The 25,019-nt window shown below is 59.5% G+C and carries 18 protein-coding genes; 1 reads left to right on the forward strand and 17 read right to left on the reverse strand.

Annotated elements, in window-relative coordinates; translation table 11 throughout:
• Positions 1–78 precede the first annotated feature (78 nt).
• The 6 genes from KSX58_RS05100 to aroC all read right to left on the reverse strand — a co-directional run bounded on the left by KSX58_RS05100 (position 79) and on the right by aroC (position 12,243).
• Positions 79–1,740, reverse strand: a complete 1,662-nt coding sequence (locus tag KSX58_RS05100) for a CTP synthase (protein ID WP_003809478.1) — start codon at positions 1,738–1,740, stop codon at positions 79–81.
• A 125-nt stretch (positions 1,741–1,865) separates the two neighbouring features.
• Positions 1,866–7,172, reverse strand: coding sequence for a type I pullulanase (pulA, locus tag KSX58_RS05105; protein WP_217735721.1), 5,307 nt, complete (start codon positions 7,170–7,172; stop codon positions 1,866–1,868).
• A 318-nt stretch (positions 7,173–7,490) separates the two neighbouring features.
• A complete protein-coding gene (locus KSX58_RS05110) occupies positions 7,491–8,765 on the reverse strand; it encodes an alpha-amylase family glycosyl hydrolase (protein ID WP_237976421.1) in 1,275 nt (424 codons plus the stop codon).
• A 161-nt stretch (positions 8,766–8,926) separates the two neighbouring features.
• Positions 8,927–9,376, reverse strand: a complete 450-nt coding sequence (locus KSX58_RS05115; protein WP_003809485.1) for a type II 3-dehydroquinate dehydratase — start codon at positions 9,374–9,376, stop codon at positions 8,927–8,929.
• Between the two features lie 36 nt (positions 9,377–9,412).
• The gene (locus KSX58_RS05120) at positions 9,413–11,032 is read right to left on the reverse strand and encodes a bifunctional shikimate kinase/3-dehydroquinate synthase (RefSeq protein ID WP_033499428.1); all 1,620 of its coding nucleotides are present in this window, start codon (positions 11,030–11,032) and stop codon (positions 9,413–9,415) included.
• Positions 11,033–11,049: 17 nt separating this feature from the next.
• The gene (gene aroC, locus KSX58_RS05125) at positions 11,050–12,243 is read right to left on the reverse strand and encodes a chorismate synthase (protein ID WP_003809489.1); all 1,194 of its coding nucleotides are present in this window, start codon (positions 12,241–12,243) and stop codon (positions 11,050–11,052) included.
• A gap of 49 nt (positions 12,244–12,292) precedes the next feature.
• Here aroC and KSX58_RS05130 point away from each other — a divergent pair, with 49 nt between their 5' ends.
• Complete coding sequence (locus KSX58_RS05130) at positions 12,293–12,763, forward strand: prepilin peptidase (protein WP_034984445.1); 471 nt, start codon at positions 12,293–12,295, stop codon at positions 12,761–12,763.
• 12 nt (positions 12,764–12,775) lie between these two features.
• Here KSX58_RS05130 and mltG read toward each other — a convergent pair whose 3' ends face one another.
• The 11 genes from mltG to KSX58_RS05185 form a co-directional block, all read right to left on the reverse strand.
• Complete coding sequence (mltG, locus tag KSX58_RS05135) at positions 12,776–13,963, reverse strand: endolytic transglycosylase MltG (protein ID WP_011743117.1); 1,188 nt, start codon at positions 13,961–13,963, stop codon at positions 12,776–12,778.
• A gap of 14 nt (positions 13,964–13,977) precedes the next feature.
• Complete coding sequence (gene ruvX / locus KSX58_RS05140; RefSeq protein WP_003809494.1) at positions 13,978–14,433, reverse strand: Holliday junction resolvase RuvX; 456 nt, start codon at positions 14,431–14,433, stop codon at positions 13,978–13,980.
• Positions 14,434–14,443: 10 nt separating this feature from the next.
• A complete protein-coding gene (alaS, locus tag KSX58_RS05145) occupies positions 14,444–17,122 on the reverse strand; it encodes an alanine--tRNA ligase (RefSeq protein ID WP_217735719.1) in 2,679 nt (892 codons plus the stop codon).
• An 88-nt stretch (positions 17,123–17,210) separates the two neighbouring features.
• On the reverse strand, positions 17,211–17,447 hold the full coding sequence (locus KSX58_RS05150) for a hypothetical protein (RefSeq protein ID WP_003809496.1): 237 nt from the start codon (positions 17,445–17,447) through the stop codon (positions 17,211–17,213).
• Positions 17,447–17,836 (reverse strand): DUF948 domain-containing protein, encoded by a 390-nt coding sequence (locus KSX58_RS05155; RefSeq protein ID WP_011743116.1) that lies wholly within the window; start codon positions 17,834–17,836, stop codon positions 17,447–17,449. Before KSX58_RS05155 ends, KSX58_RS05150 begins: the two co-directional genes overlap by 1 nt.
• Positions 17,837–17,922: 86 nt before the next feature.
• Positions 17,923–18,597, reverse strand: coding sequence for a histidine phosphatase family protein (locus KSX58_RS05160; protein ID WP_033499426.1), 675 nt, complete (start codon positions 18,595–18,597; stop codon positions 17,923–17,925).
• Positions 18,598–18,742: 145 nt separating this feature from the next.
• On the reverse strand, positions 18,743–19,369 hold the full coding sequence (rpsD, locus tag KSX58_RS05165) for a 30S ribosomal protein S4 (protein WP_003809500.1): 627 nt from the start codon (positions 19,367–19,369) through the stop codon (positions 18,743–18,745).
• A gap of 269 nt (positions 19,370–19,638) precedes the next feature.
• Positions 19,639–20,454, reverse strand: coding sequence for an ABC transporter ATP-binding protein (locus KSX58_RS05170; protein ID WP_033499425.1), 816 nt, complete (start codon positions 20,452–20,454; stop codon positions 19,639–19,641).
• Positions 20,454–21,665, reverse strand: a complete 1,212-nt coding sequence (locus tag KSX58_RS05175) for an FtsX-like permease family protein (RefSeq protein ID WP_217735756.1) — start codon at positions 21,663–21,665, stop codon at positions 20,454–20,456. Before KSX58_RS05175 ends, KSX58_RS05170 begins: the two co-directional genes overlap by 1 nt.
• 1 nt (position 21,666) lies before the next feature.
• A complete protein-coding gene (locus KSX58_RS05180; protein WP_021912834.1) occupies positions 21,667–22,065 on the reverse strand; it encodes a DUF4418 family protein in 399 nt (132 codons plus the stop codon).
• A gap of 135 nt (positions 22,066–22,200) precedes the next feature.
• Positions 22,201–24,840 carry an ATP-dependent helicase gene (locus KSX58_RS05185; RefSeq protein WP_038445378.1) on the reverse strand — a complete coding sequence of 880 codons (2,640 nt, stop codon included), beginning with the start codon at positions 24,838–24,840 and terminating at the stop codon, positions 22,201–22,203.
• Between the last annotated feature and the right edge of the window lie 179 nt (positions 24,841–25,019).

Consider the following 25,019-nt stretch of genomic DNA (forward strand, 5'->3'; position numbering starts at 1 on the left):
GCCCTACAAAAAAGCGGAAGACCATGCAGATTCGGTCTTCCGCTTTGCGATGAATCGAGCTTATGCGCTCAAATCGTCTCAGCGCGCCTGCTGGTGGTCCAGAGCGGCCTTGACCAGACCCGCGAACAGCGGATGCGGCTTGGTCGGACGGGACTTGAATTCCGGATGGGCCTGGGTGGCCACGTAGAACGGATGCACCTCGCGCGGCAGTTCGACGAATTCGGTGAGTTCACCGTCAGGGCTCTGGCCGGAGATGACCAGACCGCCTTCGCGCAGACGATCCTTGTATGCCACGTTCACCTCGTAACGGTGGCGGTGGCGTTCGGTGACATGCGTGGTGCCGTACAGCTCGGCGACAATGGAGCCTTCCTCCAGTTCCGCCGGGTAGGAGCCCAGACGCATGGTGTGACCCATGTCGCCCTTGCCGGCGACGATGTCCTTCTGCTCTTCCATGGTGGCGATGACCGGGTTGGCGCAATCCGGATCGAATTCGGAGGAGTTCGCGTCGGTGATGCCGAGGACATCGCGTGCGTATTCGATGACCATGGACTGCAGACCGAGGCACAGGCCGAGGGCCGGCAGCTTGTGCTCGCGGGCGTAACGCAGGGCGCCGATCTTGCCGTCGATGCCACGGATGCCGAAGCCGCCCGGAATCACGATGCCGTCGACCTGGTCGAGGGCCGCCGCGGCGCCTTCTTCGGTGGCACACTTGTCGGCGGCCACCCACTTGACGTTGACCTTGGCCCAGTTGGCGAAGCCGCCGGCCTTGATGGCCTCGGTGACGGACAGGTAGGCGTCCGGCAGGTCAATGTACTTGCCGACGATGGCCACGTTGACCTCGTGCTTCGGATGGTGCACGCGTTCGAGCAGGTCCTCCCACTCGTCCCAGTCGACGTCATGGAACGGCAGGCCGAGTTCACGCACCACGTAGGCGTCGAGGCCTTCGTCGAACAGGGTCTTCGGCACGTCGTAGATGCTCGGAGCGTCCACGCAGTTGACGACGCCTTCGGAGTCCACGTCGCACATCAGGGAGATCTTGTCCTTGATGGACTGGTTGAGCGGCCGGTCGGAACGCAGCACGAGCGCGTCCGGGGAGATGCCGAGCTGGCGCAGCATCATGACGGAATGCTGGGTCGGCTTGGTCTTGAGCTCATGCGCGGCGGCGATGTACGGCACCAGGGAGACGTGCACGAACATGCAGTTTTCGGCGCCCAGGTCGCGGCGTACTTCACGAGCGGCCTCCAGGAACGGCTGGGATTCAATGTCGCCGACGGTGCCGCCGATTTCGGTGATGATCACGTCGACGTCATCGGACGCCTGCGCGCGCATACGGGACTTGATTTCGTTGGTGATGTGAGGGATGACCTGCACGCACTGGCCGAGGTATTCGCCGGCGCGTTCCTTGCGCAGCACCTCCTGATAGATCTGGCCGGTGGTGACGTTGGCCTTCTGGCTCAGGTACACGTCGAGGAAACGCTCGTAGTGGCCGATGTCGAGATCGGTTTCCGCGCCATCTTCGGTGACATAGACCTCACCGTGCTGGAAAGGATTCATCGTGCCCGGATCCACGTTGATGTACGGATCGAGCTTCTGCTGCAAAACCTTGATGCCGCGGCTACGGAGCAGGCGTCCAAGGGAGGAGGCGGTCAGGCCTTTGCCAAGGGAGGACACTACGCCGCCGGTGACGAAAATATGCTTGGTGACGTGTTCTTGAGAATTGCCATGTTGTCTTCTAACCATGGAACTTCAGTCTATCAGCGGCGCAAGACGCGGCGTGTTCCATCGTGATACGAAAAGGCGGGACCGCATTGCTCCGCGGTCCCGCCTTTCGGAAATTCAGGAAATACAGTCAGACGATTGCGATTTTATCGGTCGCCGGCCTCCTTCCTGCGGAGGACGATCAACACGCCCGCCGCAACGGCGAGCACCATGACGGCCAAGGCGATTCCGGCGACGTTGGAGCCTGTTGCCGGGCTCTGCGCCGCGTTTTTCTCCGCGTCTTCCTTTGTATTGTCGGCCTTGCCGTTGATCTTGCCATTGGCATTGCCATTGTTCTTATCGGCGGCCGGGGTGACGGCCTGCTTCTGGACGTGCACCGTGCGGGTGAAGGTCGTGGTCTTGCCACGGGAGTTGGTCACGGAGTAGACCAGCTTGTAGTCACCGACCTTATTGGCGTCCACGGTGCCCTCGACCTTGATCTTGTCGGTCAGATCGCCGTCGATGTCGTCGGTGGCGGAGACGCCCGCCATCGGATCGAACTTGGAACCGACGGTGATGGTCGTCGACTCGTTCACACCGCTAATCACGGGAACGACGTCGTCGGCGGAGGCGACCTTGAGCACGGTGGCGGACAGTGCGCCAGCGGTGTATGCGGAGCCCTTGCGGACGGTGACGCTCTTGACATCATCGTCGCCGTACACGGTGCCGTTTGCGGCGAGCACCTCGTACTTGCCGGCCTCGACGCCATCGATGGCGACGGCATCGTTGTTGGCGTTGAAGATCACCACGTAGGTGCCGCTGGAGTCCTTCGCCTGATAGGCCACGACACCGTTGGCGGACTTGAGCATGGTCACGCTGGCGTTGATGTCGTTGTAGCTGGTCTGGCGGAGGGCAGCGATCCTGTTGCGCAGCTTGATCAGGCCCCTGACGTAGTCGACGGAGCCGGAGTACTGCGTGGTGCGATCCCAGTCGATGGCGTTCACCTCGTCACCGGCGTTATAGCTGTTGTCGTTGCCGCCCTTGGTGCGCAGGAACTCCTGGCCCAGCTGGATGGCCGGGATGCCTTCGGACAGGTAGACCACGGAATCGGCGAGCTTGGCGCGCGCCTCGGTGGTGGCCTCGTCATCCGTGGGCACGGACTTCCTGAGCTTGTCGTACAGGGTCATGTTGTCGTGGATCTCGGCGTAGTTCACCACCTGACCGGCATCCGCGTAGTGGTCCTGCGCATTGCCGTTCCAGCAGGTGGTGATGGCGTCGGCGTCGTACTGGCAGCCGAGCACGTTGTGGGCGATGAGGCTTTCCTGATCGGCCTTGCCGGAGACGAAACCGGTGTCGGTGTCGGAGAACACGGAACCCTTGAGGCCGTCGCGGATCGAGTCGTTGAAGAACGCGATGCCGTTGTTGGTGCCGTCCGAAGCGACCTGGTAGGCGTTTGGCTGGATGGTCATCTCGCTCTTGTCCATCGTGGAGTTCATGTCCCAGCCTTCGCCGAGCACGATGATGGACGGATCGATCTTGTCGAGGGCAGCACGAACCTCCTGCATCGTCTTGGTGTCGATCAGACCCATGAGGTCGAATCGGAAGCCGTCGATGTTGTAGTTCTTCGCCCAGTAGGTCACCGAGTCGACGATGTACTTGCGCATCATCGCACGTTCGGAGGCGGTGTCGTTGCCGCAACCGGAGTCGTTGACGAGCGAACCGTTGTCGTCATAGCGGAAGTAGTAGCCCGGGACCGTCTTGTTGAACGAATGGTTCGCGGCATTGTGGACGTGGTTGTACACCACATCCATGATGACGCGGATGTTGTTCTTGTGCAGGCCCTTGACCATCTGCTTCATTTCGGTGACGCGGGAGCTCGGGTTGCTCGGATCGGAGGAGTACGAGCCTTCCGGCACGTTGTAGTTCTCCGGGTCGTAGCCCCAGTTCTGCGCGCCATCGGCGTTGTAGCTCAGGTCGCCGGTCTCGTTGACGGAACCGTAGTCGTACATCGGCATGATCTGCACGTGGGTGACGCCCAGCGACTTGAGATAGTCGAGGCCGGAGGTCGCGCCCTTGGCGGTCTTCGTGCCGGATTCGACCACGCCCAGGTACTTGCCCTGCTTGTCGGCGGAGATGCCGGAGGCCGGGTTGATGGAGAAGTCGCGGATGTTCATCTCGGCGATGGAGGCGTCGGTGGTCTTGCCGAAGGCCGGCATGCGCTTGCCCGCCTTGCCCATGGCCTTCTTGGAGAGCACTACGGAGCGCTCGCCGTTGGCGACGGCCGCGGTGGCGTACGGATCGGCGGAGGTGTTCACCGTGCCGTCGGCGAAGGTGAGCCTGTAGGAGTACGCGGTACCGGAGGCAAGCTTCTTCACCGTGGCGCTCCACACGCCCTTGCTTTCGCTTGTCATGTCGATGGTCTGATCGATCTCGGCATTCGGGTCGGCGGACTTGTAGGTGATGAGCTCGACCTTGGCGGCGGTCGGCGCCCACACCTTGAAGCCGGTCTGCTTCTTGGTGAAGGTCGCGCCCAGATCCTCGCCGCTGTAGGCGTACTTCTTGTCGAAGGCGTCGGTGCGGACCACCGAACCGGCGATGGCGTTCTGGGAGCCGAAGCCCTTGATCTCGACGGTGTACTTGCCGCGAACGTCCAGATCCTTGTCGGCGGTGATGATCACCTTGGTGCCGTCGGCCTTGAGACTCTTGACATCGACGGCTTTGCCGTCGGCGTCCGTGACGGTGACCTTGCCTTTCAGGTCATCCGTGGAGACCTTCTTGGAAAGCTTGGCGGACAGCTGGTTGGTGCCGGAGATCTCGGCGGACTTCATGGTCGCGCCGAGGGACGGGCGGGAGGTATACACCGTGGCGTCGCCGCCGAGCAGCCACACTTCGGCAGAGGCGTTGCCGTCGGCGTCGAACACGAGCGCGTTGGACGGGATCCTGTGATCGGCGTCGTCCGGGTCCTTGGCCTTCCACGCGTCCTTACCGTAACGGCGCAGCATGCCGATATCGGAAGCGCCGTCGTTGTTGTAGTAGGTGTAGTTGGTGAAGGAGTACTCCGCGATCTCGCCCCAATCGTCATGGGTGGTGAAGGTAGCGGCACCGCCGTTCCAATTGGATGCCCAGGTCCAGATATCCCACTGCGGCACAGTGGTGCTGGTGTCCTCGGCGTTGTAGTACAGGCCGTCGTCTCGGTTGTAGTGCACCTTCACCTTGACGGTGTTGGCCTTGCAGGCGTAATCGGCCGGTGCCGAATCAAGCGTCTCGACAGTGGTCGCCTCGCCCTGGTCCGGGTACTTGGTGCCGTCGATCCACACCTCGGCGGTGCCGTCGGCGCTCACGGTGGCGCTACGGTCGGCGCCGTACTTGTTCCAATCGCTGGTGGTGACGAGGAAGCCGAACTTGTCGTACTTGCCGTCGAAATTGAGCACGGCGACCTTGCCCCAGCAGTCAGTGCCGGTGAAGGCGTGATGCTTGGCGTCCATGTTGCCGCCGTTCACATCGGTGCCCCACACGTACACGCCGCGGTTGTCCGAAGCGCTGGATGGCTTGTAGTGCACGACGAGACGGGTCTTGGCGCCGATGGATTCGGGGTTGCCGACGGTTGCGGCCTGCTCGCTCACGCCAACGTGGGTGATGCCGACGTTGGCATGGTAGTTGCCGCCGTCCTTCGGGTTCTCCCAACCATCGGTGTCCTTGTCGTGGAACACGAAGTCGATCGCCTTGCCCTTGGTGTTGATGGTGGCGGTGTAGTAACCCTGCGCGTCGAGGGTCATGTCGGCTTCCGGCTGCTCCCAATCGTTGCCGAGGCCGTAATGGACCTTCGGGGTCTTCCACTCAGAGTTGGCGGGCTTGTAGTAGATGGTGACGCTTCTGTCGTCGGGCAGGGCGTCATCCTCCTCCTGGCTCACGTCGGGATCGGACGGATCGGTGGCGGCGGAGGCTGCGGGGTGCGAGGCCTTGGTAGCACCGGCATACAGGGCGATGGCGGAGTGCGCCGGCACCGTGGTCTCGACCTTGCCACCCTTGACGGTCACGGTCTTGGAGCAGTCCATGGTGGCGTACACGTTGCAGTATTCGCCGTCGGCGAGGGATGTCGTGTAGGAGGCGTCCTTGTCCTTCTTGCCGTTGTTGATGGCGATGAAGCCCTTGGCTCCGCGGGAGAAGGCGATGTTGTCGCCGCCGTCATCCTGCCAATCGGCGACCTTGGTGCCGTTGACATAGTTGCGGAAGGCGATCATGCCGCGGGTGGAGGTCCAGCGCTGCTCGCAGTTCCAATCGGAATCGTTGGTGGAGCATGCCTTGTCCATATCCACGTCGGGCACGGAGGTCGCGGTCGCTCCGGGTGCACCGTTGTCGTTGACGTCCCACTTGTAGTCGGAGAGCAGGCGCGGGGTGCCGTAGTCGTAGGCCAGCATGAACGCGTTGGCCAGCTGGTACTTGGCGCCGTCCTTGTAGGTCAGCGCACCCTCGTTGCGGGCGGTGTCCCAGTTGGTGACGAACACGTTGGCGTCATCGGAGGAGAGATCCTTGCTCAGGCGATCGCTCAGCCCCTTGAGGTTGGCGATCTTGTCCTTGAAGGTCTGGTTCATCTCGGATTTGAAGCCGAATTCGGTCACGGTGCCGTTCTGCACGTAATTGCTCGGCTGGATGCCCGCGGCCTCGGAGGCGTTGCCGATGACCTCCTGAATCCAGTAGATGTCGTTGGCGTTCTTGCCGATTTTCTTGGCGAACTTCTCCTTGATGGCCTTCACGCTGTCAGTGTGGATGTGCTTGACGGCATCCATGCGGAAGCCGCGCACGCCGGCGTTCCACAGCGAGGCTAGGTAGTCGGACTGGATGTCCTGCACCTTCTCGCTTTCGGAGTTGAAATCCCACATGGAGCTCAGGCGGCATTCCTGAACTTCCTTCTGATTGGTGTAGTCGGAGATGTTCTTGGTGCAGCTGTGGAAGTCGGCGGCGGTGATGCCGTCCGGGTACTGCTTGGTGGCGAAGCCCGGGTAGCTGCCGGTGGAGCCGTTGTATTCGCTGCCGGCCACGCCCTTCTGGTCTCCGGCGGCCACGTCGGCGCCGGTGGTCTGGTTGAGCACCACGTCGGCGATGATGCCCACGCCTGCCGCGGAGCACTGCTGAACCATGTTCTTGAATTCGGCTTCCGTGCCCAGCTTGGAGTCGAGCTTGTAGCTCACAGGCTGGTAGCTGGTCCACCACTGCGTGCCTTGGATGGATTCCTGCGGAGGCGAGACCTCCACATAGGCCACACCTTCCGGACCATAGGTGTTGGTGCATTCCTTGGCGATCGTGTTCCACGTCTGCTGGAACGCAATCACCTGGACATCTTTCTGTTGATTGGCCTGCGTTTTGGATTGCGCCTGGGCCACGATCGGTGCCGCGACCAACGAAGCGCACGCCATGGCCGCGGTGACGCCCATCGCCACCACACGGCCTAATGGACGGTTCGTCTGAACGACCATCGTTCTCCGTTCTCATCTGTGAGGCCGGTTCAAGCGCCCATGGCAGGCGCCGCGACCGGCAACGTATGCGCCATGGACATCCGCATCCACGCGGATGATTCAGAATCCACTCGACGATGAATATGCATACGTTTACACTCTGAATCAGAGTTAATTGTATGTCAATGGCTGCGCGTGGCAATGAAACAGCGTGACCCTCTGCTGCACATGCACTTCATATATGCCGAAGTGCAACCTGTTGCTGCAATCAAAATTTTTTTCTGCAAGTCAAGCAGAAAACATTCAGAAATAGCTGCAAAAAACAGCAAACGATTGCAATCATTGTCTCACGGTATACGGTGTCGCGGTGATATGGAAGGCCACTGCACTACCGGCAGGAACCGTCAGTGTGGCATCCCCGTCGAAACGCACATGCACGCTGCCGGAACAGTCGGCGGAAGCGTAGACATCGCAATACTCCCCTGCCGGCAAAGCCGTGTGGTACGTCACAGTACGTGTGCGCACGGAATTGTTGATGGCGATGAAGGCACGTCCCCCTCGACCGAAGGCGATCATGTTGTCGCCGTCATCCTGCCAATCGGAGAGCGGCGCGTCGCCTGCGACATTATGCCAGCCGACCATACCGTGCACGTCAGGCCAGCGTTCGGTGCAGCTCCAGCCGGAGTCTTTGGAGCAGTCAATATCGGGCACGCTGGTCGCAGTGGCGCCTGAAGCTCCCGAGTCGGTGTCATGGAATTCGTATCCGGAGAACACGTTGGGGGCGCCATACGGGTAGGCCAGCATGAACGCGTTCGCTAGCCGGTAGGCGTCGCCGTCCTTGTAGGTGAGCGTCATGTTGTTGCGTTCGGTATCCCAATTCGTCACGAATACGCTGGCCTTGCCACTGTCGGTGATGTTCTGCGGAATGTCTTTGATCGACAGGCTTCCGCCTGCCAGCGAGTTGGAGAACAGGGACTTAAGCCGATATGCGTACTGGAATTCGTTCACCTGGCCGGTTTTGAGATAGTTCCTCGGTTGGATTTCGGCGGCTTCCGCATTGTCGCCAATCACTTCCTGCGTCCACCAGATGTCGTTCATGGAACGTCCGGATTTCTTCGCAACGAGTTTCTTGATGGCCAGCACGTCTTCCGGAGGCATGTGTTTGACGGCATCCACGCGGAATCCGGCGACGCCGTAGTCGAGAAGCTTCACAAAATAGTCAGACAGCACGTCGCGCACGTGCGGGCTTGATGTATCAAGGTCCTGCAAACCCGATACCTGGCAGTTCCACACGCTTTCGGCGTCGCGGTACGTCCAGATAGAACAGGGGGCATGGAAGTCCGATGGCGTGTATCCGGCTTCAGGGAAATAGCCTTTATTGTCGTAGGGGCTTCCGGCGGTGCCGGTCCCTTGTGTTTTGTCGACGCCGGTGGTGTGGTTGATGACCGTATCCGCGATCACGTCGCTGCGGTATCGCGCGGGATTGAAACGTTCCCCGCCGCCTTCACGTGTCGGCACGTGAAGCGTGGCGACTGAGACACCGACCGATACCGCGACGCATACGACCGCCGTAATGACACGTGTGATTCTTCTTGCGATTGCGCCCATAGTCATCGACCTCTTCGTCACTTCGCCATGCTCCCGGTTTGCATACGTTTGCAATATCACTGTATACCAATCCGGGGAGACCGGGATATGCGTCGTCCTCATTGGCACGAAAAAGCCGGATGCCTTAAAGACAGGCATCCGGCTGAATCCATGACGGAATGTCGATGTCAGCGTTCTTCCAACAAGTGCGCAACCGCTTCGATTGCCAGCTTGTAGCCATAGAATCCCATGCCGGTGATGGTACCGGTGGCCACCGGAGAGATCACGGAACGCTTGCGGAACTCGTCGCGTGCGGACGGGTTGGAGATATGCACCTCCATAAGCGGCAGTCCCTCGTCGATCACCATGTGCGCGGCGTCCGCCAAACCATAGGAGTAATGCGTGAAAGCCGCCGGATTCATCACGATCGGCGTTTTCTCGTCCGCGGCCTGATGCATCCAATGAATCATCTCGGCCTCGTCGTCGCTTTGACGCACCTCCACGTCAAGCCCCAGTTCATGACCCCATTCGGTGCACAGTTTGCGCAGGGTCTCAAGATCCTGCTTGCCGTATACGTCAGGCTGGCGCACTCCGAGACGGCCGAGGTTCGGTCCGTTGACAACCACTACTTTGGTCATATTGCTTCCTTTTGTGTTCGTTCTTGCGATTGCGTCCTACCGCTGGATGCGTCGGAACGCCTCCTCGACGGCGTCCGCCGGCGGATCCTCGAGGTGGATGGGATGGCCGAGCGAGCCGAGTATGACGAAACGCAGTTTGTTGCCGCGGGCCTTCTTGTCTCGGTGCATGAGCGCCAGCACATCATCCCAGCTGCCATTGTTCCATGATGTCGGCAGGCCGAGCGAGCCGAGCAGCGAACGATGGTAGTCGACCAGATCCTGGTCGATGTAGCCGAGCAGATGGGACAGTTCGGCCGCATAGACGCAACCGACCGCAACGGCGTTGCCGTGCCTCCAGCGGAAGTGTTCGAGTTTTTCGATGGCATGGCCAAGCGTATGTCCGTAGTTGAGGAATTCACGCAATCCGGCTTCTTTGAGGTCGGCGGACACATGGTACGCCTTCACCGTCACGGTACGTTCGATGAGTTCGGCGACCACATCCTTCAGATCGGAGTCAAGGAACGTCGAACCGTCGAACGAGCGCAGCTCGTCGGCATGGTCTTCAAGCATGCGCAGAATCTCCGGATCCATGATGAAACCGGATTTCGCCACTTCGCCCAGACCTTCGATGAAGATGTCGTTCGGCAACGAGGCAAGTGCTCCCATGTCGGCGAGCACGCCGGCCGGCGTATAGAACGAGCCGACGAGGTTCTTGCCTTGTGGAGTGTTGATGCCGGTTTTGCCGCCGGTGGAGGCGTCGACCATGGCCAGCAGCGAGGTCGGGCAGTTGACGTAGCGGATGCCACGCATCCATGTGGCGGCCACGAAACCGGCCAGATCGGTGGCTGCGCCACCGCCGAGACCGACAATCGCATCAGAACGGGTGAAGCCTTCCTCCCCCAGACGCTGCCAGATGCCGTTGGCCACTTCGATGGTCTTGCCGGCTTCAGCATCGGGAATGACGATGTCGTGCACGTCATAACCGGACTGGCGCAACAGCGTGCGCGCGCGGTCGGAATGCCGTTGCACCGCCTGGGTGTGAATCAATGCCACTTTGGCAGGCTTGTCCCCCAGCACCTGCGCAAGCTGGCTCATCACACCTTCGCCTATGCACACATCGTATGGTTCGATGGTGGATCCGGTGACGTGGACGATACGTTGATCGATCATTTCCATCAGCTTTCTCGCGGCCACTTGCGGGGTTTGTCCGTGGGTGCGCACCTGCACATTGGCCACGCGTCTGAACACCGGGTCGCGTTCCTTGTACAACTTCTTCCAACGCTCGTTGGCGTCGCCGTTGAGCATCGGACGGCCGCCGCCGCGGTTGGCGCGTTCCATGGCTTCCTTCGGATCGGCCATCAAATACACGACCTTGCCGCCGTCGGCGATGTATTCGGCGAGCCCCTGCTGGATGGACGGGGTCATTGGAGCGCCCCCGCCCAAGGAGAAGATGCCGTCGAAATCCTCCAGCATGTCAAGCACAACGTCGCTTTCCAGCTTACGGAACTCCGGTTCGCCGTACCTTTCGAAATATTCGGGAATCTTCATTCCCGCATCATGTTCGATCTCGTTGTCGGCGTCGGCGAACGGCAGTTGCATCATCTGCGCCGCTTCCTTGCCGACGCGGGTCTTGCCCGCGCCCATCATGCCGATGATGACGGCGACGGGTCTACGCATTCCAGCCATCGAATCGGTCACCTCATGTGCTCCGGCCAGGACGCCACATAGGATTCGGCGTTGCGCTTGGTTTCGGCCACGCTGTCGCCGCCGAACTTCTCCAGCACGTATTGAGCGATGGTGAGGCGCACCATCGCCTCGGCCACGACGGCCGCCGCGGGAACGGCGGTGTTGTCGGAACGCTGGTTGATGGCCTGGGCCGCCTCGCCGGTGGTGACGTCGACGGTGCGAAGCGCCTTTGGAATGGATGGAATCGGCTTCATCGCGGCACGCACCACAATCGGCTGGCCGTTGGACATGCCGCCTTCGATTCCGCCCGCACGATTGCTCAGACGTGTGATGCGGCCATCGTCGCCAACCACCATTTCGTCGTGCGCCTGGGAGCCGGGACGCATCGCCTCAAGGAAACCGTCCCCGATCTCCACGCCCTTGATGGCCTGGACGCCCATGACGGCACTGGCCAATGCCGCGTCCAGCCTGCGGTCCGATTCAACGTACGTGCCGATTCCAGCCGGAACGCCGTATACCACGACCTCGATCACGCCGCCTAAGGTATCGGCGTTCTCCTTGGCCTCGTCGATGCGTGCGATCATCTGCTGTTCGGCCGTCTTATCCAATGTGCGCACCGGCGAAGCGTCCAATGCTTCGAGGTCCTCAGGCTTCGGCAGCACCGCATTCTGCGGGTCGGTGATGCCAGCACCACCGATTGACAGCACATGGGAGACGGTACGTATGCCCAACGTCTGTTCAAGGAACTGCTTGGCGACCTCACCTAAGGCCACACGCGACGCGGTCTCACGTGCGCTGGAACGTTCCAGCACTGGACGGGCGTCGTCGAAACCGTACTTGCGCATGCCAGTCAGATCGGCATGCCCCGGACGGGGACGGGATAGCGGCGCGTTGCGGCCTTCGCGCGGAATGTCATGGTCAAGCGGATCGGCGCTCATCACCTCGGTCCATTTCGGCCATTCGGTATTGGCGATCTCGATGGCGACGGGAGAGCCGATGGTCTCGCCGAAACGCACACCGGTGAGCATGCGGACCTTGTCCTGTTCGAATTTCATGCGCGCACCACGGCCATATCCGAGACGTCGGCGTGCCAATGCGCCGACGATATCCTCAGTAGTGACGTGGATGCCCGCAGGCAGCCCCTCGATCATGGCGACAAGCGCTTCGCCGTGCGATTCACCTGCTGTCTGCCAGCGCAACATGCCAACACTCCTTTTCTGCCAAATACGATTCGTGGACTATCTTAACGGTATGTGGTACATGATTTGCCTGCCGAGTCTGCTCTGTGGAATGGCCGTCAGCGTTGAGGATATCCGGGCACGACGCATTCCACGCATGTGGATCGCCGTAGGGTGTTTGGCGCAGGTCATTGTGGACATCACGTATGCGTTGTCCGTTAATTCACTGTTTCTGGCATTGCAGGCTCTGTTGTTCGCCGCGTTATCCGCCGTGCTGCAATGTGCGCTTGCGCTCATCAAGCCAGGGGCTTTGGGATTCGGCGACGTCACCACGACGTTGCTTATCGGCTTGGCCGTAGGCATGTTCGGCCTGTTTCCAGTGGTGTTCTGGTGGTTTGCGATTAGTGTGCTGGGGCTGCTGTGGCTTGCGATTTGGACACGGTTCGACCCGCAGAAGCATACGCGATTCGCCGGTAAGACGCCGTTCGCCCCGACCATTGTCGTGGCCGGGGCGATAAGCATCGCGATGCACGCGTTGTGTTAATGCGTGATACCGTCAGTTGGCATTCGCGTTGTTGCTTTTGTATTCGTCGCGAATCTTCCAGAATTCGTCTTCGGTTTCCACGAACTTCGTCTCGCCGGTCTTGAGGTTGGTGGTGACGAAGTACAGCCATTTGCCTTCCGGAGGATTCATCGCGGCTTGGATAGCGGAATCGCCGGGATTGCTGATCGGCGTCGGAGGAAGTCCTTTGTTCACGCGAGTGTTGTACGGGTTGCTTCCATCCTCAAGCTGCTCGTCTGTCAGCTTGCTGCCTGTGGTGTTGAACCCGTAGGCAACGGTGCTGTCCATGCCCAACGGCATGTCCTGGTCGATTCTGTTCAGGATGACCCTCGCCACCTTACCGTAATCGTCAGGATTGCATGCCTCGGATTCGGCGATGGACGCGATGTTCATGATACGTTCGCGTTCGCTTCCATCTGGCACGCCCAATGTGTCCAGTTTGCTGACGCGTGCCGTGACCATTTCCTTGAGGATGTCCTTGGCGGACTTGTCCTGGACGCTGTAGGATCCGGGCTCAAGCCATCCTTCGAATTTGCCACCCGCTTCATCTGGCAGAATGCCCGCGCCGCCACCGTCGATGACCGCTTGGAATTCGGACACGTCCTTGCCTGACATCTTGGCCGCGTTGGCGATGACATCGGACACCCGTTCGCCGGCCTTGACTTCGGCGAAACCGCCGGCCTTGCTTTGGTCGGACAGGATCTTGACGACATCGGCCGCCTTCATATGCGTCTTCAACGCGTACGAACCCGGGTAAAGCGTCGCGCCGGCGGCCGCGACTGCGGAGGTGAACGCCGATTCGGATTTGACGATGTCCGCCTTGACCAGATTTCGTGCGATTTCGGCTGCGCCTTGTCCGGTTTCCACGGTGAACGTCGTGTCTTTGTCTCCCGAACCGGTGTAATCCTCAATCTGGATTTGCGAGCCGTTGGCGTTCATCTGCCTGAGATGTTTAACCATGCGCACGCCGAAAAAGCCGCCGACGACGACAAGAATGACAACGACGGCAGCCGCGATGATTGTGACATAGCGACGACGACGTTGTTGCTCACGTCGTTTACGCATGTCGCGTCGCGATTTCGGCGGTTGCGGCGGCAACGCGGCATCGAATGACGAGCCCGCTGACGTATCATCGACCCACTGCGCGTTATCGGAGAAAAAATCGTTCAGATTATCGGTCAAAGGTCTCTCTCCCCTTACTCTCTGCTTCGGTCGAGCGCCGTCTGCAAAATCACCACCGCAGATTGCTGGTCGACCATCGGACGGTGCTTGCGTCCGCCGATGCGCGCATCGAACAACTGATGATGTGCGGTCACTGTCGTCAGACGCTCATCCACCAATTCAATGGTGGGAACCCGCGTCACCGAATATGATTCATCCTCCACGGCCGCATGCAGTCGTTTTTCAAGATTGACGGACCAGCGTCTCGCTTTTTTGGCGCTTTTCCCCTCTTCGCCGTTCAGCAGCAACGGCAGGCCAATCACCACATGGTCCACCGACTCGTCCCCAATGACGTCGATGACTTCATCCAACGCGCGGAAAGAATCCCCATACACTTGAATATTGCCTATGGGATGTGCGAGGGTGAGCTCGGGATCGGACAACGCAAGTCCGACCCGAGCATCACCCAGATCGATACCAAGCCAAACCATGCTTGGAGAATCAGCCCTTCAGAGCCTGGCCGGCCAATGCCTCAAGTGCCTTGTCGATCTTGGTGGCGTCCGCGCCGCCACCCTGTGCGAAGTCCGGCTTGCCGCCGCCACCACCGCCAAGAACCTTGGAAGCGCCACGGACCAGATCACCAGCCTTGATGCCTTGCTTGCGTGCCGCTTCGTTGGTTGCCACGGCGACCATGGGCTTGCCGTCCTCGTTCATGCCGGCAAGAGCCACCACGACCGGAGCATCTTCGCCGAGCTGGCCGCGCACGTCGAGCACGGTCTTGCGCAGCGCGTCGAAGGAGCCGAAATGTCCAACGTTCTTCTTGGCGACCTTGACCGGAGCCGAGGAAGCTTTGGCCTCAGCCACCAGCGTCGGCACAGAGGCCGCAAGCTGGGACTCGTACATTGCGGCAAGACGACGGTCGGATTCCTTGAGCTTGGCAAGCAGCATGTTCACACGCTCGGCGAGTTCGTCGGGACGGGCGTTGACCATGTCGGAAAGCTGGGAAACCAGCGCGTGCTCGCGGGCGTTGAACTCATACGCGCCCTGGCCGACGACCGCGTCCACGCGGCGCACGCCGGAACCGATAGACGCCTCGGACATGATGTTGATGGCGCCGATCTTGCCGACGTGGTCGATATGGGTGCCACCGCAGAGCTCGCGGCTCCAGCCGTCCTCGCCGATGGACACCACACGCACGATGTCGCCGTACTTCTCGCCGAACAGATGCATGGCGCCAAGAGCGATGGCGTCATCGAACTTCATTTCCTGAGTGGTGACGGCAAGGTTCTCACGAAGCTTCTCGTTGACGCGGGCTTCGACGGCGTTCATGGCGTCCTTGCTGGGGGCGCTGGACCATTGGAAATCGAAGCGCAGACGGTTCGGAGCGTCTTCGGAGCCACGCTGGGTGGCCTGCGGACCAAGTTCCTCACGCAGCGCCTTGTGCACCATGTGGGTGGCGGTGTGGGAACGTGCAATGGCTCCACGGCGCTCGAGATCGATGTTCGCGTTGACTTCGGCGCCCACAACCAGCGTGCCTTCGGTCAGACGGCACTGGTGGACGATAAGGTCCTTGATCGGCTTCTGCACGTCGTCGACCTCAAGCACCGCGCCATCGTCGGACAGAATCTCGCCCTGATCGGCGAGCTGGCCTCCGGCCTGCGCGTAGAACGGCGTGCGGTCGAGGATGACCTCGATGTTGGCCGGGCCGGTGACGGCGGGAACGGAACCCTTGCCCTCCTGCATGATGCCCAGAACCTTGGCACGTGCGGACATGTCGGTGTAGCCAAGGAAGTCGATCGGCTGGAGCAGGGTCTTCTTGAAGTCGTCATAGACGGACAAATCCACGTTGTGGCGCTTCTTCAGCGCGTCCGCACGGGCACGGCTCTTCTGTTCGGCCATCAGCTCGCGGAACTTGGCTTCATCCACCTTCACGCCCTGGTCGGCGGCCATTTCGAGCGTGATTTCAATCGGGAAGCCGTAAGTGTCGTGCAGCTTGAAGGCATCCTCGCCGGACACGAGGTCCGAGCCGCCCTGCTTGGCCTTCGTCACGGCCATGTCGAAGATCTCGGTGCCGGATTCGAGCGTGCGGCGGAACGCGTCCTCCTCACCGTAGGCGGCTTCGGACACGTCGTGGAAGGTGTCGTTAAGCTCCGGATAGCTCGGTTCCATCGCGGCCTTGGAGGTCGGCAGCAAGGTCGGCATGACCGGCTCTGTCACGCCGAGCTCGCGCATGGCCTTGACGGTTCGACGCAGCAGGCGGCGCAGCACATAGCCACGGCCGTTGTTGGACGGACGGACGCCGTCGGACATGATCATCAGCGCGGAACGCACGTGGTCGGCCACGATACGGAAACGCACGTCCATGGCCTCGTCATCGCCGTAGGTGCGGCCGGAAAGCTTCTGCGCGGCTTCGATGACCGGGAAGACCTCGTCGGTCTCATAGATGTTCTGCCTGCCTTGCATCAGATAGGCGAGACGTTCCAGACCGGCGCCGGTATCGATGTTCTTGTTCTCAAGCTCGCCGACGATATGCAGGTCGGTCTTGGACTTGACGTTGTCGACCTCGTAGTTTTCGAACACGAGATCCCAAATCTCAATGTAACGGTTCTCGTCGGCGATCGGGCCGCCTTCGACACCGTACTTTGGACCACGGTCTACATAGATTTCGGAGCACGGACCGCCAGGGCCAGGGCCACCGGTGGTCCAGAAGTTATCTTCCATACCCATGATCTGGATATGTTCAGGATCGACGCCTTCGTTCTTCCACATCGAGCGGGCTTCCTCGTCGTCGGTGAAAGTGGTCATCCACAGTTTCTCCGGATCGAAGCCGTAGCCGCCCTTATCCTGCGGGGTGGTCAGCAGCTCATACGCATAGTGGATGGCCTCCTCCTTGAAGTAATCACCGAAGGAGAAGTTGCCAAGCATCTGGAAGAACGTGCCGTGACGGGTGGTCTTGCCGACCTCGTCGATGTCCAGAGTACGCACGCACTTCTGGTTGGAAGCCATGCGGTGCTTCGGCGGGGTCTGCTCACCCATGAGGTACGGGATGAACGGGACCATGCCAGCGATGGTGAACAGAGTGGTCGGGTTCGGAGAAATCAACGATGCCGAAGGAACGACAAGATGATCGTGCTGTTCGAAATAGTCAAGAAAGCGCTTCGCGATTTCAGAAGTGCGCATGTGGATTTGAGCTCCTTTGTTGTTGGAGGCCTGATGCCTTCCAAACGTGTGATTGGTTGCTTGAGCGTATCTGTCGGGCGGAAAACGACTACTCGTTCCGCGCCGCATATTTGCTGTTAAGTTCAGCCTCGCGGGCTCGACGCGTGGCATTGAACTCATTGACCAGACCTTCAAGCGTGCGCATGGTCACATGGTCCTGGTCGGGACCAAGCAGGAATTGGCGGGCGGTGTCCGGTGTGTTGGCTTTAACGTATGCCTGCGCTTTTGTGACAGCGACGACACCGATGCCCACGCCGATGGAGACCCAGAAAAGACGCTTGAACATCACTCCCCCTTATTGCCTGCCGCGTGATTGACGTCTCTCTTAGCCAAGAAAGACTGCACAGTGGACTTCAACGCATAGGTGGCGGACGCAACCTTGATGACGGGCTTGCCCAAGAACGATCCATATAGATCAGTCAGCGCGCCGACATTATTGGCCGTGGTGGACGCCGCGGCGGAGATCTTGTTGACATCCTCCAGGGACTTGTTCACCTGCTGCACCGTGGTCACGCCCTCGTCAAGCGCCGGAATCGCATGGTCTCCGGTGTCTTTGACGGTCTGCGCGATCTGGTCGAACAATTTGCCGAGACGGATCAGCGGGTAGATCATGAAACCGGCAAGCACCGCGAATGCAATTGCCGCAATCAGACCGGCGATCTCTCCAACACCCATCTTGTACCTCTTTTCAGCTCCACGGTTGCCCGCGAACACAATACCCGCATAAGACTAGTAAAAAGCCACGACTGTGGCAAATACGTTCACTGGTTGTACGAGACCACACTCACCGCGCGGTCCATGGGTTCGTTCGTGTCAAAATCAAGGCAGGTCACCGAACCGTTGGCCGGACGTTCGCTCAAATCGTATCCTTCCGGGGCGAATCGGTGCATAAGGCTCAACAATGTATTGCCGTGGGAGATCTGCAGCACGTGGTCGCCGTCCTTAAGCCGAGGGTTGTCCGCAATCAAAGCGAAGCCGTCCTCCACACGATGCCAATACTCGTTATCGGATTCGGCGTCATGGAACGGATCGGCTTCTTTGAGAAAGTCGCGGGTGGCGGCAAGCCCGTATTTGCGGACGATGTCGTTGTAGTTCTTCGCACCATGGGGACCACCGGCAGCGGTCCATGCGACGGACATGTCCTGTCCCTCGAAATAACCGTAGAACTGCTCACGGAAATGCATGTCGCTGACCAGTGACGGACGAACGTGTCCTGCGGCTTCGTTCGCATCGAGGATCCGTTGTGCCGTCACCTGGGCGCGTGTGGTGTCGGAGCAGTATGCCGCGGCGAACTCAATGTCCCGGAGTTTGGCGGCGGCCTTGTCCGCATCGGCAAGTCCCGCATCGGTCAACGGGGAATTCGACCATCCCTGGAGTCTGTTATATCGGTTGAAGAACGTCTGTCCGTGACGGACCAGATGAAGATGAAGCAACATGGTTTCCATGGTACCTGTGGAATCAGCCAAACGACATGCCGCCGGAAACGCCATAAAAAAAACGAGAAGCCTCGCAACCGTAACGGCTGCGAGGCTTTCGCTGTATGTCCTTAAACTGTATGTTCTTACAGTATGGTGATCCAGATCAGCGGGCGTAGAATTCGACCACGTACTGGATGTTGACCTGCACCGGGATCTCCTCGGCTTCAGGCTTGCGGGTCAGGGTGGCCTTCAGGGAAGGCAGGTTGACGTCCAGGTAGCCCGGAACCGCCGGCAGCACATCGCGGTGCACACCTTCGGCAGCGGCCTGGAACGGAACCATGGTCTGGCTCTTGGCCTTGACCTGGATGGTCTGGCCCGGCTTGACGCGGTAGGACGGACGATCGACGATGTTGCCATCGACGAGGATGTGGCGATGGACCACGAACTGGCGAGCCTGGGCGGTGGTGCGGGCGAAGCCTGCACGCAGGACCAGAGCGTCGAGACGGGTCTCAAGATCGGTCAGCATGGCGTTGCCGGTCTGGCCGGCGGTGTGGGTGCCCTTCTCGTAAGCGGCGCGGAGCTGCTTCTCGGAGATGCCGTACTGGGCGCGAAGACGCTGCTTCTCGCGCAGACGCACTGCGTAATCGGATTCAGTGCGGCGACGGGTGCGGCCGTGCTCGCCAGGAGCATACGGACGCTTTTCGAAGATGCGCTGAGCCTTAGGGGTCAGAGCGATGCCGAGGGCGCGGGAAAGACGCACCTGACGGCGGGAACGCTGAACGTTCGTCATTGGTTTAATCCTTTGTTTGTTCTGTCGTTGTCTGAACGGAACGTATGCCGAAGTCCGGCATACGCTGAGCCAGCCTCTCCAGTGCTTCTTCGCGCAATGCGCGAACGGCTTGACCCGCAATGCAGAACACCACGGATGGCCGCCGACCCACTGATGGGCTAAGACTCCAGACGGCATACGTCCTTCCGGGCGCACACCAATCGCTAATCATACACATGGGGGACGGACGAGATGCTCCGATTCACCTATATCGGCATGTCTTAAAAACGTCAGGCCCGAGTAAGCACTCCCCTATCCATACGATAGGTATGGTCCACATAAGCAAGCGCGTCCGGATCATGGGTAACCATAAGCACCGAGGTACCGTCATCCGCTACTTGCCGCAGCAGCCGCATGACGATTGCGGTGCTTTCGGCATCCAGATCTCCTGTCGGTTCATCGGCGATCAGCAGTTTCGGCTTGTTCATCAACGCTCGGGCGATGGAGACGCGGCGCATCTCGCCACCAGAGAGCTCCTTCGGATAGCATGTCGCAAGCTCGCCTACAAGCAGTTGATCCAACAGATGTTGCGCGCGTTGCGTCAAATGGTCGGGCTGAGATGAAGAAGCCGTCTGCGTCGAAGCTGGTTGGACGACGTCGGGAAGGCCATCGACCACGACGGAAGACGCCGTCTGTTCCTGTGATTGTGCGTCATTCGTCCGTTCATCGATTTCGGTTTCATACCGAGACGGATTGCGATGCAGCACTGCGGGAAGGACCACATTGTCGATTGCGGTGAGGTTCGGCAATAGTGTCTGGATCTGCGTGACGAAGCCGATGGTGTGGTTGCGCAAAATCGACATCTGTTTGTCGTTTAACGTGGTCACCTCGTTACCGGCCAGCAGAATCGAACCGGATGTAGGTTTCAGCAATCCCGTGACGAGATTGAGCAAAGTGCTTTTGCCGTTTCCGGATCTGCCGACGATCGCCATGAATTCGCCTGGATCGAGCGTGAGATTCACGTCATCCACCGCGGGGAAAGGTTTGCCTCGGCGTACGAATTCACGGGTAAGGCCACGAACCTCCAATATGGGCTGTTCCGGCATCACTCCCCCTCCCTCAGCGTCAGGTATGCCTGTGGGGCGGAAAGACGCACCGCTGTGGCGAGGGATGCGACCAGGCCCGTAAGCACTGCGAACAGGAGAGCGACGACTATCAGTACCGCCACTTTACCGACGCCAATCTGCAGATACGGCAATTGAAGTTCCTTGGCGATCAGACCGCTGAACGGAAACACGACCAACGAGGTACAGGTCACACCGATCACACCTCCAATAGCTCCGATGGTCGCCGATTCCTTGACGATAATGCCCACCAGGGTCGCACGATCGGCGCCGAGAATACGGTACGCGGCGAATTCACGCTTGCGTTCGTTCATAGCCGACGAAAACACCGCCAACATCACGACCAATCCCATAGTCCAGAACACCGTGATGAACACCGCCACATAGCGGATAATCACCTTGAGATTCGTTTTCGTCGTAGCCGTGATACCGCCCGGATACACATATCCCAAACTTTTGATCCCCGTGGCTTTTGCGATATTCGAGGCGACCTGTTGTGCGGAATATCCGTCCTTGACTTTGACGAGCACGGCGGACACCGCTTTGCCGGCGTATTCTTCAGGAATCGCGGCATGTCCGACCTGCGCGGAATAGGAAACGACATCCGGCACCGTGTCCATGTTCACGAATATGGAATTGTCCAGTGACGTTCCGGTATCGGCCAGTTGCGCGGCCACGGGGAATTCATGACCGTACAGTTTGACCGTATTGTTGTCCGACACGTTGATGCTGGCGCCTGCTATGATTTGGCCGCGATGGAGTGTGCCGTCGAATTGCGAAGCCACCCAAGGAGTGATGACGAAGTCGGTGTCGGGGTTGAAGCCGATGATCTGCACCTTTTCGTCGCAGCAGGCTGCCGCAAGCGAGGAGATGTACGTCTGCACCGTGCTTTCGCCCACACCGTCCGCTTCGGCGATTTGGCTTCCAATGTCATTGGTGAAGTAGAACGTGCTCGAAGAGTTTCCCGTAAGCAACGCCTCAGCCTGGTTTTTCGTGTTCTGCGGCGTGACCATCAGATCGGCGCCCATACGTTCCCGCATGCTGTTCAACCCATTGTTCAGGTTCATGGAAAGCAGTGCGCCTCCATAGAACGCCACAGTGAGCATGACGACCACAATGACAAGCGCCGAAGTGCGGAATGGTTTGCGACGCAGATTGGCCAGCGGTAGTTTCGCAAGGGTGATATGCGGCACGTCAGCCACGCTTTGCCGGCTTGAGATCGAGATATACGGCGACTGCTGCGAGCACCGCCAGCAGCACGCCCAATACGATAAGCGTCGGCATCGTCACCATATGGCAATGCATCATGGAGCCTCTGCATACGCCTACCAGCATGGTCGGCACCAGAACGACAAGCACGCCCAGCACGGCATTGGCGAGATCCAATCCGACCCTGACCCGGCTTGGCGCGAAAAATCCGATTATTGCCAGCAATGCGATGACGACACCCAGTCCCAGAGCGACCCGAGCGGTGTAGCGGCATGCCATGGGCATGTCTTTGACGGCACACACATGCGCGAAGGTCTGCGGGGCGATGACAATCAGCGCGCCCAGAACAATCTGAGATATCGCGGCGAACAGTTTTCTTGGCATGGTTCTTCCTCTCGAAAAGCAAACATCGCCGATTATCGCAACAAATGCTCCGAAAGAAAAGACTTGTTTTTTCACTCAATCCGTGTTATGAGCCCACAACGGCGCCGCCACGAGGGGCGCCTATTGGAAAAGCCGTCAGAGCTTTTCAATAGGCGCCACACGAAGCAGCAATCGTTTGACGCCATCCGTGCCGAAATCGACGGTGATCACCGAATTCGCGCCCTTGTCCTGCGTTTCGATGACCTTTCCCAAACCGTAATGGTCATGGGTGATTCTGTCGCCTATCTGGAAATCCGAGATGCTCAATCCGTTGTTGCCGTCCAACGAACTTGCCGGAGCCGATTTCGTCAGATCCTTTGGCTTGGCGCGGCGCGTGGTGACCTTACCGGATTTGCCGGAGGGCTTGCCGGAACCGTATGACGACCGGGATGAGCCATACGAACCGTATGAGGACGAGCCAGAGTGCAATCCGCCAGAGAAACGGCGGCTTCCCGAGCCGTAGGAGGACCGTCCGGAACCATACGAGCTGTGCGATCCATGAGACGACCCATAAGTGGAATGCGATCCGCGAGAACCAGAACCATACGATGAGGAACCGTATGTCGACGATCCGTACATCGATTCGCCGAAGGAAGTGGATCCGAAATCGTCATCATCGTCCCACCCGCCGAACTCGTCGTCATCTCCCCAGCTGGCGCGCATGCGCTCCACACCGGCCTCACGACGTTTCCAATCGATGAGTTCATCCGGAATCTCATCCAGGAACTGGCTGGGCATCATGTCATTGGCCTGCCCCCATTGGGCACGCACCGCCGCACGGGTCACATATAGCCGACGCTTCGCACGGGTGATGCCCACATATGCCAGACGACGCTCCTCGGACAGCTCGCTGGTGTCCTCCATGGCACGCTGGTGCGGGAACGTACCCTGTTCCATACCCGTAAGAAACACATACGGATATTCCAAACCTTTGGCCGTATGCAAGGTCATCATCGTGACCTTGCCGGAATCCTCGCCCTCTCCCGGCAACTGATCCGAGTCGGCGACCAATGCCGTGGTCTCCAGAAAACCGGCCAACGTGGCATCCGGCGTGTTCTGTTCGAATTCGGCGGCCACGGACTGCAACTGGGAAAGATTGTCCACACGCGAAGCATCCTGCGGATCCTCGGAACGTTGCAATTCCTCCAGAAGACCGCTTTTATCCAATACTTCGGCCACCACTTCGGATGGTTTCGAATCATGTTCCTTGGCGAAATCGGCCAGCTCGTGCATCAGATCACGGAATGCGCCCAACGGTTTGGTGGTACGGCCTGTCATGCCTTCAATCTGGTCCATATGTTCAATGGATTCGAAGAACGTGAGGCCATGCGCGTCCGCGTAGCCGGCCACCAATCCCTCCGCGCGTGCGCCGAGTCCTCGTTTAGGCACATTGAGGATACGCCGCACGTTCACATTATCCGCGGGATTCACGATGGCCTGCAAATACGCGATGGCGTCCTTGACTTCCCTACGTTCATAGAATTTGGTGCCGCCGACCAGCTGATACGGCAGATTGGCGTTGATCATGGCCTCTTCCAGCGAACGTGACTGCGCGTTGGCTCGGTACATGATGGCGATGTCACGGTAAGCGACGTCTTCCTCGGTGTGGATTCGTGCGATTTCGTTCGCTATCCATCCGGCTTCCTGCTGTGCGTTGTCGGCGGCATAGCCGACGATTTTGTCGCCTTGACCAAGCGCCGTCCACAGTTTCTTCGGCTTGCGGTTTTCGTTTTTCGCGATCACCGCGTTCGCCGCGTCGAGGATGGTCTGCGTCGAACGGTAGTTCTGTTCGAGCATGATGGTTTTGGCGTTCGGGAAATCCTGTTCGAAGTCTTGGATGTTACGGATGTCCGCACCTCGGAACGCGTAGATGGATTGGTCGGAATCACCCACCACGGTAATCCAGCTCGGTCCCACACGGCCCGCTCCCCTCGCCTGCGGGTCGGGCTGTTCGTCCGAATCGATGCCGGACAATTCACGTACGAGCACATATTGGGCATGGTTGGTGTCTTGATACTCGTCCACGAAGATGTAACGGAACCTGTGCCGATAGTATTCGCTCACCTGCGGGCAGGTTTGGAGCAATTCCACGGTGCGCATGATCAAATCGTCGAAGTCGACTGCGTTGGCGAGCGCCAGACGATGCTGGTATTCGGCGTAGACGACGGCGACCAGTTCGTCGACGTCGCCGGCGCTCACCTGGTATCCGCGCTGTCCCGGGGTGTAATCGCAGTTCGCTTTTTTCAGCTGGTCTTTCCAGAAAACCAACGCGTTCTTGCAGTCGGATATCTTGCCCAGCAGCATGCGTGGCGTATACCGCTTCGTATCGATGTTCAGGTCGGCTGCGATCAGTTTGACCAGTCGCTCGCTGTCCGCGGTGTCGTAAATCGAGAAGCCCGATTTAAGGCCGATTTCCTTGCCGTCGCGGCGTAGGATGCGTACGCAGGCGGAGTGGAAGGTGGAGATCCACATATGTTCGGCTTCCGGCCCGACCAAAGTCACGAGACGTTCACGCATTTCCGCGGCCGCCTTGTTGGTGAAGGTGATGGCGAGGATGCTGCTTGCCCAGAAGCCATGCGCCAGCAGCCATGCGATGCGACGTGTCAGCACACGGGTCTTGCCTGAGCCTGCGCCGGCGCCGATGAGCAATGCCTGGCCGTAGTATTTCACCGCTTCTTCCTGTTGGGGGTTGAGTCCCTCTATCAGGCTCCGCGGATCGCACATCACAGGTCCCATGCTCTGTTCCACCGATTCCTCTTTTCTTCGCGCACGCTCATATTCAAACATTTGTTCGCAGCATTCATGTTTATCACATGAGCAGGTCAGGGGTACGACTCGCACGGTCAATTGAGGCGCGTATGCTGAACTCCTATATACGGCTCGCCGTATGCCATCATCTGATGCCGCTTTCGCGG

This window comes from Bifidobacterium sp. MSK.17.10, from assembly GCF_019129655.1.
GTDB lineage: Bacteria > Actinomycetota > Actinomycetes > Actinomycetales > Bifidobacteriaceae > Bifidobacterium > Bifidobacterium adolescentis.

Excerpts from the sequence above, each read along its gene's own strand:
- KSX58_RS05100 (WP_003809478.1), bottom strand. The coding sequence starts at position 1,740 with ATGGTTAGAAGACAACATGGCAATTCTCAAGAACACGTCACCAAGCAT.
- pulA (WP_217735721.1), bottom strand. The coding sequence starts at position 7,172 with ATGGTCGTTCAGACGAACCGTCCATTAGGCCGTGTGGTGGCGATGGGC.
- KSX58_RS05110 (WP_237976421.1), bottom strand. The coding sequence starts at position 8,765 with ATGACTATGGGCGCAATCGCAAGAAGAATCACACGTGTCATTACGGCG.
- KSX58_RS05115 (WP_003809485.1), bottom strand. The coding sequence starts at position 9,376 with ATGACCAAAGTAGTGGTTGTCAACGGACCGAACCTCGGCCGTCTCGGA.
- KSX58_RS05120 (WP_033499428.1), bottom strand. The coding sequence starts at position 11,032 with ATGCGTAGACCCGTCGCCGTCATCATCGGCATGATGGGCGCGGGCAAG.
- aroC (WP_003809489.1), bottom strand. The coding sequence starts at position 12,243 with ATGTTGCGCTGGCAGACAGCAGGTGAATCGCACGGCGAAGCGCTTGTC.
- KSX58_RS05130 (WP_034984445.1), top strand. The coding sequence starts at position 12,293 with ATGTGGTACATGATTTGCCTGCCGAGTCTGCTCTGTGGAATGGCCGTC.
- ruvX (WP_003809494.1), bottom strand. The coding sequence starts at position 14,433 with ATGGTTTGGCTTGGTATCGATCTGGGTGATGCTCGGGTCGGACTTGCG.
- alaS (WP_217735719.1), bottom strand. The coding sequence starts at position 17,122 with ATGCGCACTTCTGAAATCGCGAAGCGCTTTCTTGACTATTTCGAACAG.
- KSX58_RS05150 (WP_003809496.1), bottom strand. The coding sequence starts at position 17,447 with ATGTTCAAGCGTCTTTTCTGGGTCTCCATCGGCGTGGGCATCGGTGTC.
- KSX58_RS05155 (WP_011743116.1), bottom strand. The coding sequence starts at position 17,836 with ATGGGTGTTGGAGAGATCGCCGGTCTGATTGCGGCAATTGCATTCGCG.
- KSX58_RS05160 (WP_033499426.1), bottom strand. The coding sequence starts at position 18,597 with ATGTTGCTTCATCTTCATCTGGTCCGTCACGGACAGACGTTCTTCAAC.
- rpsD (WP_003809500.1), bottom strand. The coding sequence starts at position 19,369 with ATGACGAACGTTCAGCGTTCCCGCCGTCAGGTGCGTCTTTCCCGCGCC.
- KSX58_RS05170 (WP_033499425.1), bottom strand. The coding sequence starts at position 20,454 with ATGCCGGAACAGCCCATATTGGAGGTTCGTGGCCTTACCCGTGAATTC.
- KSX58_RS05180 (WP_021912834.1), bottom strand. The coding sequence starts at position 22,065 with ATGCCAAGAAAACTGTTCGCCGCGATATCTCAGATTGTTCTGGGCGCG.
- KSX58_RS05185 (WP_038445378.1), bottom strand. The coding sequence starts at position 24,840 with ATGGGACCTGTGATGTGCGATCCGCGGAGCCTGATAGAGGGACTCAAC.